11 protein-coding genes and 1 riboswitch are annotated in these 11,686 nt (G+C 57.3%); of the genes, 8 read left to right on the forward strand and 3 right to left on the reverse strand.

Annotated elements, in window-relative coordinates; all coding sequences use genetic code 11:
- Position 1: 1 nt before the first annotated feature.
- Together F1379_RS08360 and F1379_RS08365 are read right to left on the reverse strand one after the other, a co-directional pair.
- Positions 2–670 carry an amino acid ABC transporter permease gene (locus F1379_RS08360; protein WP_150268396.1) on the reverse strand — a complete coding sequence of 223 codons (669 nt, stop codon included), beginning with the start codon at positions 668–670 and terminating at the stop codon, positions 2–4.
- Positions 671–693: 23 nt separating this feature from the next.
- Positions 694–1,536 (reverse strand): amino acid ABC transporter substrate-binding protein, encoded by an 843-nt coding sequence (locus F1379_RS08365; RefSeq protein ID WP_150268398.1) that lies wholly within the window; start codon positions 1,534–1,536, stop codon positions 694–696.
- A 208-nt stretch (positions 1,537–1,744) separates the two neighbouring features.
- Positions 1,745–1,847, forward strand: a riboswitch (TPP riboswitch).
- A 154-nt stretch (positions 1,848–2,001) separates the two neighbouring features.
- On the opposite strand from F1379_RS08365, the gene F1379_RS08370 reads away from it, so the two are divergent.
- The 8 genes from F1379_RS08370 to F1379_RS08405 all read left to right on the forward strand — a co-directional run bounded on the left by F1379_RS08370 (position 2,002) and on the right by F1379_RS08405 (position 9,539).
- Complete coding sequence (locus tag F1379_RS08370; protein WP_150268401.1) at positions 2,002–2,760, forward strand: ABC transporter ATP-binding protein; 759 nt, start codon at positions 2,002–2,004, stop codon at positions 2,758–2,760.
- On the forward strand, positions 2,738–3,517 hold the full coding sequence (locus F1379_RS08375; protein WP_150268403.1) for an ABC transporter permease: 780 nt from the start codon (positions 2,738–2,740) through the stop codon (positions 3,515–3,517). The genes F1379_RS08370 and F1379_RS08375 overlap by 23 nt, the downstream gene beginning before the upstream one ends.
- Positions 3,514–4,560, forward strand: a complete 1,047-nt coding sequence (locus F1379_RS08380) for an ABC transporter substrate-binding protein (RefSeq protein ID WP_150268406.1) — start codon at positions 3,514–3,516, stop codon at positions 4,558–4,560. Before F1379_RS08375 ends, F1379_RS08380 begins: the two co-directional genes overlap by 4 nt.
- A 107-nt stretch (positions 4,561–4,667) precedes the next feature.
- Positions 4,668–5,468 carry a hydroxyethylthiazole kinase gene (thiM, locus tag F1379_RS08385; protein ID WP_150268408.1) on the forward strand — a complete coding sequence of 267 codons (801 nt, stop codon included), beginning with the start codon at positions 4,668–4,670 and terminating at the stop codon, positions 5,466–5,468.
- A gap of 44 nt (positions 5,469–5,512) precedes the next feature.
- Positions 5,513–6,343 carry a bifunctional hydroxymethylpyrimidine kinase/phosphomethylpyrimidine kinase gene (gene thiD, locus F1379_RS08390; protein ID WP_150268410.1) on the forward strand — a complete coding sequence of 277 codons (831 nt, stop codon included), beginning with the start codon at positions 5,513–5,515 and terminating at the stop codon, positions 6,341–6,343.
- Between the two features lie 29 nt (positions 6,344–6,372).
- The gene (gene thiE, locus F1379_RS08395) at positions 6,373–6,999 is read left to right on the forward strand and encodes a thiamine phosphate synthase (protein WP_420850486.1); all 627 of its coding nucleotides are present in this window, start codon (positions 6,373–6,375) and stop codon (positions 6,997–6,999) included.
- Between the two features lie 208 nt (positions 7,000–7,207).
- The gene (locus tag F1379_RS08400; protein ID WP_150268414.1) at positions 7,208–7,663 is read left to right on the forward strand and encodes a MarR family winged helix-turn-helix transcriptional regulator; all 456 of its coding nucleotides are present in this window, start codon (positions 7,208–7,210) and stop codon (positions 7,661–7,663) included.
- A 19-nt stretch (positions 7,664–7,682) separates the two neighbouring features.
- Entirely contained in the window at positions 7,683–9,539 is a 1,857-nt protein-coding gene (locus F1379_RS08405; protein WP_239004601.1) for an ABC transporter ATP-binding protein, read from the forward strand.
- A 158-nt stretch (positions 9,540–9,697) separates the two neighbouring features.
- Here F1379_RS08405 and asd read toward each other — a convergent pair whose 3' ends face one another.
- On the reverse strand, positions 9,698–10,789 hold the full coding sequence (gene asd / locus F1379_RS08410; RefSeq protein ID WP_150268416.1) for an aspartate-semialdehyde dehydrogenase: 1,092 nt from the start codon (positions 10,787–10,789) through the stop codon (positions 9,698–9,700).
- Positions 10,790–11,686: the final 897 nt, after the last annotated feature.

The following is an 11,686-nucleotide window of genomic DNA, read 5'->3' on the forward strand; positions in this document are numbered from 1 at the left end:
CCTAGATGGCCGAATAACGTTCAAACCGCCGCTCCAGCACATGTTGCAGCACCGACAGCACCGAGCAGAACAGCAGGTAGACAGCAGCGGCTTCACTGTAGAGCAGCAAAGGCTCGTAAGTAACAGCGGTAATCTGCTGGGCGGTGCGGAACATTTCCACATAGGTGATTCCGGCCGCGAGTGAGGTATCCTTGATCAGGCTGATGAAGGAATTGCTCAGCGGCGGCACGCTGACTCGTACGGCCTGGGGCAATACGATCCGCCTTAGTACCTGGGACCGGTTCATTCCGATGGAATAGCCGGCCTCCCATTGTCCCTTGTGGATGGAGAGGATGGCCGCCCGTACAATCTCCGACGAATAGGCGCCGACGCTTAGAGTGAAGCCGATAAGCGCGGCGATGAACGGATCAAGCACCACACCGGCGGCAGGCAGCCCATAAAAAATGATGAACAGCTGTACCAGCAGCGGTGTTCCGCGGATGACCCAGACATAGAACCGGGCAATCTGCCGGGGAACCGTCCAGGACGATATCCGGATCAGGGCGGTGGCGACCGCCAGCAGCAGGCCCAGAGCAAAGGAAAGCAGGGCCAGCGGCAAGGTATAACGAAGCCCGGCCTCCAGCAAGGGCGGCAGCGAGTCCTGAAGTATTTGCAGTTTGCGCTCATCCATCACACTGACATCCTTTGCACCGCTTATTTGGAGACATCGGCTCCGAAATATTTCTCGGAGATTTGCAGATAGGTTCCGTCGTCCTTCATCGCCGCCAGCGCTTCATTCACCGCCTGCACCAGATCGTCACTCCCTTTCGGGAATACCCCTGCGCTGCGGGAGCCTCCCTCTTCCTCATCCACCTGCTTGATTTTCACATCCGGCTTTTGCTTTTTCAGATCCAGATAAGACAGCCCGTCGTTCACCGTTGCATCGATTCTGCCCGAGACCAGCAGGTCAATGGCCTGATTGAAGCCTTCTACACTGACGATCTCTGCGCCGTTCTCGCGGGCGATTGCCGACAGGTTGCTGGTCAGCGACTGGCCTGCCTTCTTGCCCTTCAGATCGGCGAAGCTCCTGATGTCCTCATTGTCTTCGGCGACGATCAGCACCGCTTTGGAAACGATATACGGGTCGGAGAAATCGTATTTCGCCTGGCGTTCTTCAGTGACCGACACTTCGTTAAAAATCGTATCAAATCTTCCGGCATCCATACCCGCGAATAATCCGTCCCACTGCGCCTCCACGAATTCCGCTTCCACGCCCAGCCGTTTGGCAACCTCCGCGGCAACCTCCACATCGAAGCCGGTCAGCTTGCCGTCCGCATCATGATAGGTGAACGGGGCGTACGTCCCCTCCGTTCCGATCCGCAGCTTACCGGCTGTCTTGACGGCGGCAAGGCTTCCGGACGCTTCCTGATTGCCTGTATCGGGTGCTGCGGTGCTTCCGGCGTTGCTGCCGTTATTGCTGCCGTTATTGCTGCCGCCGCAGCCGGGAAGTACAAGAAGAACAAGCAGCAGCAGGGTTAGCAAAAATTTGTTGTTCATGCCATTGGGCTCCTTCCATTTCGGATATGGTTATGACAGCCGGCGCAAGGCTTGCCGATCCTGTCCAATGCTTGTCCGTTAGCTTGCCCCAATTTGCCGTTTCTGCCTCAATAATGTTTGCAAAGGCGGTAAGCGCCGGCTCTCCTCTCTCTTTACAAGACTGAAAAATATGGTATATTAATTAGCAATTGCAAACTTGAATAGCCTGTTATTTCACTAGGGGAGTCGGCCGACTGAGACGAAGCTTGAGCTTCGGACCCTTGGAACCTGATCTGGATCATACCAGCGGAGGGAAGTGGAGCAGACGTTTTGGCATCATGCTTATCGCTATGCAGCCCTGAACGTTCAGAACCCATTCGTTTCCTCCGGAAATGGATGGGTTTTTTCGCGTCTTGCAGGTAACAGGCGTGGCCCCGGGAAGCCCGGTTATCCATGAAATACATAAGGAGGTGCAGCCTCATAGCTATGTTGTCTATTGCCGGACTGTCCTATTCGTACGAACCCGGCGCGAGGCCTGTCTTTGCGGACCTCTCCCTGTCTGTCCGCGGCGGAGAATTCATTGCTGTCGTCGGCCCCAGCGGCTGCGGCAAGAGCACGCTGTTCAGGATTATTGCCGGCCTTCTGGAGCAGGCCGGCGGCGAGGTCTCGATATACGGCGAGCCCCCCGGAGGAGCCGGTTCCCGGCTGGGCCGGGTCGGCTACATGCCGCAGCAGGACCTGCTGCTGCCCTGGCGGACGGTGCTGGATAATTGCCTGCTGCCGTGGGAGCTCCGCAAGGATCGCAGCAAAGCCCAGGCTGCGGCGCAAATCCGCGAGCTGCTGGCACGCTTTGGCCTCTCCGGCACGGAGCAGTCCTATCCCCGCCAGCTCTCCGGCGGCATGCGCCAGCGCATTGCCCTGCTGCGCACCTTGGCTGCCGGAAGACCATTGCTGCTGCTGGATGAGCCCTTTGGGGCGCTCGATGCCCTCACCAAGCGGGAGCTGCACCGCTGGCTGCTGGAGCTGTGGGGGGGTCTCGACAAGACGGCCCTGCTCATCACCCATGATCTGGAGGAGGCGCTACTGCTCAGCGACAGAATCTACATCATGTCCGGCGGGACCCTGCGGGAGCATATCGTTCCCTGGCCGCATCCGCGTACGGCCGATCTCAGCTATCAGCCGGAATTCGCGGCGCAGCGCCGGGAATTGGAGAGGCTTCTGCATGAAGATTTCAGCCTGGTTTAAGGCCCGGATGCGCAGCTACGGGCCGTTCGTTCTGCTGCTTCTGCTGCTCCTGGCCGGCTGGGAAACGGCCGCCCGGATCGGAGGCGTTCCGGGGTATATACTGCCGGCTCCCTCTGCGGTCTGGGCAGCTCTCCGGGAGCATGCGCCGCTGCTGCTGGGTACGCATCTGCCCGCGACGCTGACCGAAGCGCTGCTGGGCTTCGCGCTGGCAGCGGTGAGCGGGACCTTGCTCGGCGCCGGGATGCATATGTTCCGGCCGCTGGAAAAGGCCCTCTATCCGCTGCTGATCGTCAGCCAGACGATTCCGATGATCGCGCTCTCGCCGGTCTTCATTCTGTGGTTCGGCTACTCGCTGTGGAGCAAGCTGGCGGTCGTCCTGCTGACCTCCTTCTTTCCGGTTGTGGTGGGGACCTTCGACGGTCTGCGCTCCGGCGGGGATATGTACCGGGAGCTGTTGCTTACGCTCGGCGCCGGCCGCCGCCAGCTTCTGCTCAAGACACAAATCCCCATGGCGCTGCCCGCCTATTTCTCCGGGCTCAAGCTCTGCATTGTCTACTGCGTGGTCGGGGCGACGATCGGGGAATGGCTCGGCGGCGGCAAAGGGCTCGGCTATTACAGCCGGCGGATGGCCGGCAATCTGCAGAGCGCAGAGATGTTCGCTGCCATTCTGCTGCTGGCCTTGCTGGGCATGGGCTTGTTTCTGATCATTGCTTTAACAGAAAGACTCATTCTGAAGAAAAGAGGATTGCTCTCATGAAATCAACGATTATGGATTACCGCAGAAGGACCGGCCGCCGGATTCCGCTGCTGTGTCTGGCGCTGCTGCTGTTAGTGGCGGGCGGCTGCGCGAAAGATACTGATTCGGCTGCGGAGCCTGTTTCCGGCAGCCAGGCGGAGACTGACCGCCGTCCGCTGACCGTGATGCTCGACTGGTATCCCAATGCTGTGCATTCCTTTCTCTATGCTGCCGTCGAAGAGGGATATTTCGCCGACGAGGGGCTCGACGTCACGATCCAGATGCCGGCGGACAGCAATGATGCGCTGAAGCTGGTCGCCGCCGGCAAGGCCGATCTCGCGCTCAGCTACCAGCCGCAGGTGCTGATGGCCCGCGGGGAGGGAATCCCCGTCACCTCCATCGCGGCACTTGTTCGCCATCCGCTCAACCACCTGCTGGTCCCGCAGAGCAGCGGGATCACCCGGCCGGGTGAGCTGGCCGGCCGCTCTGCCGGCTTCTCCTCCATCCCCTTGTATGAGGCCATGCTGAAGGCCATGGTCCAATACGACGGAGGAGATCCCGATTCACTGGACATGATCGATGTCGGCTGGGATCTGATCCCGGCCATCACCACTAAGCGCGTGGACGGCATTATCGGCGGCTTCATCAACCATGAAGCGCTGCTGCTGGCCAAAGAAGGCGTACCCGTGACCTCCTTCGACCCTACGGACTACGGGGTGCCGGATTATTATGAGCTGGTGCTGGTCGCCGGCGAGTCCGGACTTCAGGAGTCGCAGGAGGAGTTCAGCGCCTTCCTGCGCGCGGCGCGCAAAGGCCAGCAATACGTGGCGGAGCACCCGCAGGACGCACTGGAGCTGCTGCTGGCACAGCAGGACGAGACCGCGCCGCTGGAGCGCGACATTGAAGCGCGCAGCCTGGAGCTGCTGCTGCCCCTGATGGACGCGGGCGACCAGCCCTTCGGCTACCAGGATGCAGCGGTATGGCAGGAAGTCGCCGAATGGCTGAAGCAGGGCGGCCTGCTGGAGAACGAAGTGGCCAGCGGGGACGCTTTTGTGAATTTGTAGGATTCGGGATGCGCGGGCGCGGGAGATGTGGGATACGTGCGAGACACACGGTTACATATGCAGACGCGCTGACTAATTTCAACTTTATATAACCGGGAGGAATTGATATGTCATTTATTCAAAAGCTGCGTGAAGAAAAACCGCTTGTACACAATATCACCAACATCGTGGTGGCGAATTTTACAGCCAACGGTCTGCTGGCGCTGGGAGCATCTCCCTTTATGGCTGACGCCCGTGAAGAGATGGAGGATGTCGCAGCCATAGCCGGTGCCGTCGTATTGAATATCGGCACGCTGAATGATGCGGCAATTGAGTCCATGCTGCTGGCCGGGCGAAGCGCGATCCACCATAAGGTGCCGCTGGTGCTCGACCCTGTAGGTGCAGGCGCGACTCCTTATCGCAGCGATGTTACGTATCAGCTGGTGCATGCCCTGCAGCTCACTGCACTGCGCGGCAACGTCGCGGAAGTGGCCAATGTCGCCGGAGAGCGCTGGGCCAGCAAAGGCGTTGACGCCGGTGCCGGCGACGGCGATGTGATCGCCCTCGCCCGGAAGGCGGCGCTTAAGCTTGGCTGCGTCGTTATTGTTACCGGCAAGGAAGATGTCATCACGGACGGAACCACCGTATATGTGGTGAGCGGCGGCCACCCGCTGCTCACTCAGGTCACCGGAACTGGCTGCCTGCTGAGCGCAGTAGTCGGCGCTTTCCTGGCAGTCAGCGGCGGCGCCTGGATGGAAGCCGCCGCCGAAGCACTGGCATTCTACTCCGTGGCCGCCGAACTGGCTGCCGAGAAGACAGCCCGGCTCGGTCCCGGCAGCTTCCAGATAGAGTTCCTTAACCAATTGGCTGCGCTGACTCCGGAAATGTATAGTGCAAGAGCGCAAATCCGTCTTGTCGCAAGTGAGTAACATCGCTTGGAAACATCACCCACGATGACAAAGGAGCATACCGTATGACCAAAATATATAAAGCCTTGACCATCGCCGGCTCTGACAGCGGCGGCGGCGCGGGGATTCAGGCGGATCTGAAAACCTTTCAGGAGCTGGATGTCTATGGAATGTCCGCGCTGACGGCGGTAACCGCCCAGAATACGCTTGGCGTTCAGGGGGTATATCCGCTGTCAGCCGAAGCGCTGACGGCCCAGCTGGACTCGGTTGGAGCCGACTTGTCTCCTGATGCAGTGAAGACCGGCATGCTGTTCAGCGGCGAGCTGGTACGGATAGCGGCTGAAAAAGTCCGCGAATACGCCTGGAACCGGCTGGTGGTCGACCCGGTTATGGTCGCCAAGGGCGGCTCAGCCCTGCTGCGGGAGGAGGCCGTTCAGGCGCTGATTCAAGAGCTGCTGCCGCTCTGCTGTGTGGTCACGCCAAATCTGCCTGAGGCGGAAATACTGACCGGCATGCGCATTTCCAGCATGGCGGAACGGGAAGCAGCCTCACGGCTGATTCACAGCATGGGTCCCCGTTATGTGGTGCTGAAAGGCGGTCATGCTAATGACGGAGACGACGGCGCCGTGCTAGATCTCCTGTTCGACGGTGAGCAATTCATCCCGTTTGAGAGTCAGCGCATCGCTACCCGGCACACGCATGGTACGGGCTGCACCTTCTCCGCGGCCATGACCGCCGAGCTGGCAAAAGGGCGCCCGGTACAAGAGGCCGTCCGGACAGCCAAGGCGTTCATCCAGGCGGCAATCGAAGATACGCTGGGCATCGGTGCCGGGGCCGGCCCGACAAATCATGGCGCCTACCGCAAGCGCAACAGCACTGGAGGTGTAAGCCTGTGAGCCGGATTGATCCTGCTGCTATACGGCACATGCTGCAGCTTTATTTTATTATGGGCAGTGTAAATTGCCCCCGCCTCTCCCCGGCCGATACATTGCGGGAAGCGATAGCCGGCGGCATTACGCTGTTCCAGTTCCGGGAGAAGGGCAGCGGTGCGCTGCAGGGCTCAGCGGCGCTGGAGCTCGGGCGGCAGCTGCAGGCCATCTGCCGGGAACACGCCATTCCCTTTATCGTGAACGATGATATTGGAATGGCGGCAGCCCTGGAAGCCGACGGGGTCCATGTCGGCCAGGAGGATGAGCCGGCCAGCGCCATCCGGGAACGGCTTGGCTCCGGAGCAATCATCGGCGTCTCGGCCCACAACCTGGAGGAAGCGCGGCAGGCTATTGTGGGCGGGGCCGATTATCTGGGCGTCGGGCCCATCTACCCCACCGCCTCCAAAGACGATGCCAGAGCCGTCCAAGGCACGCTGGTGCTGACAGAACTGCGGCGCAGCGGCCTGGATATTCCGCTGGTCGGCATCGGCGGAATTACCGCCGGAACAGCGCTGCCGGTCATGGAGGCCGGAGCGGACGGGATTTCCGTCATATCAGCCATCGCCGGGGCAGAAGATATCCGCAGAGCCGCCGCAGATTTCAGGCAAGCGATGCGGCGATAACGCAAGCTTGAAGACATAGCACGCAGGCAGCTTGTTAAACGGCGCTGCGTGTTTTTTGCATCCATATAAGCCTTCTAAACTTGCAACCATGCTGCAATCAGCTCATTTTTACTTTTCCACTGCATTTTACTTTTCACAGAAACAGGCGTATTATTAGTTTACATTGTTAACGGTTTACAAGCATAATTTTATTGAGAGGCGGTTTACCATGAGTATTCATCAGCAGACTGTGGACATTTATCATACTTATTTCGCCGTCTCGCGGCAGCTGAAGCGTCTTGCCCACCAGAGCGCGGCACAGCTGGGGCTGACTGTTCATCAGATCGGCATCCTGAATGCCGTGCGGGCACGCCCCGGACAGACGCAGAAGGAAGTGACGGAGCAGCTGGTTTTTGCCAAGAGCCGGGTCAGTCTTCATATAGACGCCCTTGTGGAGAAGGGGCTGGTCGAGCGCCGCACCTCTGAACAGGACCGCAGAGAAACCCTGCTGTATATTACCGCTGCCGGTGAGGAATGCTGCCTGCAATATAATGCCGAAGCCGCAGCCTTCAAGGTGCTGGAGGATGCCTTAAGCCAATTTTCGGAAGCGGAAGCTGCCGGCCTGCTGAAGCTGAACCTGCAGCTGCTTGAATTGCTGAAGCAAGCGGCGAACAATGAAATCTGATCAAAGCTGGTGATTGAACATGGCAAGAGATATGGGTGGCGGTGGCTTCGGCATGGGGCCGGGTCACGCCAAGTTTAAATTTGACGATGACAGCCGCAGTACACAGTTATCCAAAGCGCTGCTGCTGCGGATATTCAACTATTTCACCCCTTACTGGAAGCCGGCGCTGCTGGTCGTTGGCGTACTGTGCCTGTCGGCTGTCCTGGGCCTGTTGCCGCCTATCCTGATACAGCAGATTATTGACCGGGCGCTGCCTGAACGCAGCATGCGGCTGCTGGCGATTCTGGTGCTGGCTTCGCTCGCGACTACCGTGATTTCCGGTTTGCTGGGCGTGTGGCAGAACTATTTGAACTCTTTTATTTCCCAGCATATTGTCCACGATATGAAAAACCAGATGTACCGCCATTTGCAGCGGATGCCGCTGCAGTTTTTCTCTTCGGTGCGGCAGGGCGAAGTGATTACGCGGATGACCAGCGATATTTCGGGGATACAGGGCGTATTCAATAGTACCATTGTTAATTTTGCCAGTAATCTGTTCGTTCTGCTGACGACCGGCGCTGCCCTATTCCTGATGAACTGGAAGCTGGCGCTGCTCGGCGTAATCGTCGTCCCCCTCTTCATTCTCCCTACCCGCAAAATGGGCAACATGCGCTGGAAGCTGGCCAAACAGACGCAGGAGAAATTCGCCGAGCAGAACCAGGTGATCCAGGAAACGCTGAGCCTAAGCGGCTATTTGCTGATGAAGCTGTTCACCCGGGAGGAGCAGGAGTACCGGAGCTTCAAGCGGACCAATGCGGAGGCGACACAGCTGCAAATCCGTGAGTCCATGGCCGGACGCTGGTTCATGATGGCACTGACAACCTTCACTTCCATCGGGCCGATGCTGATTTATCTCTACGGCGGGTATTTATTTATTCAAGGGGAGCTTACAGTCGGCACAATTGTCACCTTTGTGGCGCTGCTGGGGCGCCTCTACAGCCCGGTGATGCAAATGACCAATCTTTATGTGGATATCAAGCGTTCGGCGGCGCTGTTTGAGCGGATTTTTGATTATTTTGACATGGAGCCGGTAATTGTTGATCAGGCGGGCTCCGGCCCGGCGTTAGCCGCAGGCAAGGATATCGTCTTCCAGAACGTAGGCTTCGCCTACCAGCCGGATAAGCCGGCGCTGCATGGAGTGTCCTTTACCGCAGCGGCGGGAACACTGACAGCCCTGGTGGGTCCAAGCGGCGCAGGAAAGACGACGATCACCAATCTCATTCCCCGCTTGTACGAAGCAAGCTCAGGACGGATTACCATCGGCGGCACCGACATCCGTGAATTCACGCTGGACTCGCTGCGTTCGCAGATCGGGCTGGTCACGCAGGATACCTACCTGTTCAACGGCACCATCCGTGAGAACCTGCTGTATGCCAGCCCGGACGCCACAGCTGATGACGTCGAAGACGCCTGCCGGGCGGCTTATATCCATGATTTTATTGAGGGACTGCCGGAAGGCTATGACACTGTTGTGGGCAACCGGGGCATCAAGCTGTCCGGCGGGGAGAAGCAGCGGATTTCCATTGCCCGTGTACTGCTGAAGAATCCGCCGGTCATCATTATGGATGAAGCCACTTCCTCGCTCGACACATTGTCGGAGCATTATATCCAGGAAGCGATGCGCGGCCTGCTGCGGAACAAGACCGGCATTGTGATCGCCCACCGGCTCTCCACCATTATCTCGGCAGATCATATCCTGGTTGTGCAGAACGGTTCAATTGCGCAGGAGGGTGTGCATGAACAATTACTGGCGGAAGAGGGCATCTACAGGGACTTATACGAGAAGCAGTTTGGAGTTAAGGACGGGGCGACCACGGGCATAATTACGAGTAAATAACGAGTAGATAACGGATAGATAAGCCCAATCCCGCAAGGGCAAGCATTTATAAATTTCATTATTATGTAAAAAAACAGTAGCCCGCCTCCCGGATAATTTCCGGCAAGGCGGGCTGTTTGGTTCATGCAGGTTGGCCATGCCGCAGGCGGCATTGCGTGTTATTGCTGTTTCGGTACGATATAGCCTTCCGCCTTCAGCAGTTCGGCAATCAGCACGGCTCCGCCGGCTGCACCGCGGACTGTGTTGTGGGAGAGGCTGACAAATTTGTAGTCATGCAGCGTATCTTCGCGGAGTCTGCCGGCAGATACCCCCATGCCGTTCTCGATGTCGCGGTCCAGTCGGGTCTGCGGACGGTTCTCTTCCTCGAAGTAGGTGATGAACTGCTTCGGCGCACTTGGCAGCCCCAGTTCCTGCGGGCGGCCGCGGAAGCTCTGCCAACGCTCCAGGATCTCTTCTTTGGTCGGCTTCTTCTCGAAGGAGACGAACGCCGCCGCCAGATGGCCGTCGGCTACCGGCACGCGAATACATTGCGTGGTAATGACCGGGCCCTCGCTCTTGACGATGCCTTCCTCCGTCACCTGACCCCAGATGCGCAGCGGCTCCTGCTCGCTCTTCTCTTCTTCTCCGCCGATGAACGGAATGACGTTATCCACCATGTCCGGCCAGTCTGTGAAGGTCTTGCCTGCCCCGGAGATCGCCTGATAGGTGGTGACAACCACCTGGGTCGGCTTGAAATCCTTCAGTGCGTTGAGCGCCGGCATATAGCTCTGAATGGAGCAGTTCGGCTTGACGGCGATGAACCCGGTTTCTGTACCCAGGCGTTTGCGCTGCTGGGCGATGACTTCAAGATGCTCCGGATTGATCTCCGGAATTACCATCGGAACATCCGGTGTCCAGCGGTGCGCCGAGTTATTGGAAATGACTGGCGTTCCGGTCTTGGCATAGGCTTCTTCCAGTGCCTTGATTTCTTCCTTCTTCATATCAACAGCGCAGAAGATCAGATCGACATCCTTGGCCACTTCCTCCACCTTGGAGGCATCTTGTACAACAATCTGCTTAACGCCTTCCGGCAGCGGTGTAGACAGCTTCCATCTGCCCTTGACCGACTCTTCATAGGTCTTGTTGGCGGAATTGGCGCTTGCCGCAATAGCCGTTACCTCAAACCATGGATGATTTTCAAGAAGTGCAATGAACCGCTGACCCACCATACCGGTACCGCCGACGATACCCGCTCTCAACTTACTTGACATAAGAACTTCAATTCCTTTCAAGCAGCTCCTAGTGATAGGTGCTTTTTAATTCCCGATTATAAAGGATATGTGCAGCTTACACAATATGTGAACGAAAAGTAAGTCTTCCCTTTTTCGGCGTGAAGGAGCTTTACAGCACATTGAACCATTTTAGTCGATATCGACGATAACCGTCCATTCCTTGCTGCTGCGGAGGGAGAAGTCAATAGAACACAGCTCATTGAACGCGAATAACGAATCCCTAAGTCTTTTGAATGATCAGGTTCAATCCCAGGTATTTCATGATCTTGATCATCGAATGTACCCGCGTCAAATAACCCCCATTGTTACTTTCTCAGCAGTAAAATAAATACAGTGATCATGGGACAAAACCTTCACCAAACTTTTCCTTCACCGCAAGTTGCTGTTGAATTCGCTGGCAGCAGGCTCTGTCCGGCTTTGTTTAGGTATGATGGACGAAGGCATCGCCTATTCAACAAGGATAAATGTATTTCGTACAACTATTTGTTAGGTATGCACCCATTTTTGAAGGATAGATGTATTTCGTGCAACTAAAATCAGCATATTGAGATCAAACCGCCTTAAAGCAAGAAAATAGATGTACGAAATGCAACTATAGCCGGGAAACGGCGTGTTTAGGTGAATATAGTTGTACAAACTGCAATTAGCAGCTTAGCAGCGGTTAGTGAGGTCATTAAGAGCAATAGCTGCTGTCGCCTTTAGTAATAGGTGCTGTTGGCCTTCCTCATCCATCTTATGCAATTGATGGCACTGGAGGAGCCATAGCGTTCGCCTGAAAGCATGCCGAAGGAAAGCTCACATCGGAAGCATGAGCTGTCACCGGATTTCAACCGCTAAGAGCGGTTGAAATTAAGAAATCTGGGGCGGGCAGTCACC

It is taken from the genome of Paenibacillus tepidiphilus (assembly GCF_008635795.1).
Lineage (GTDB): Bacteria > Bacillota > Bacilli > Paenibacillales > Paenibacillaceae > Paenibacillus_AQ > Paenibacillus_AQ tepidiphilus.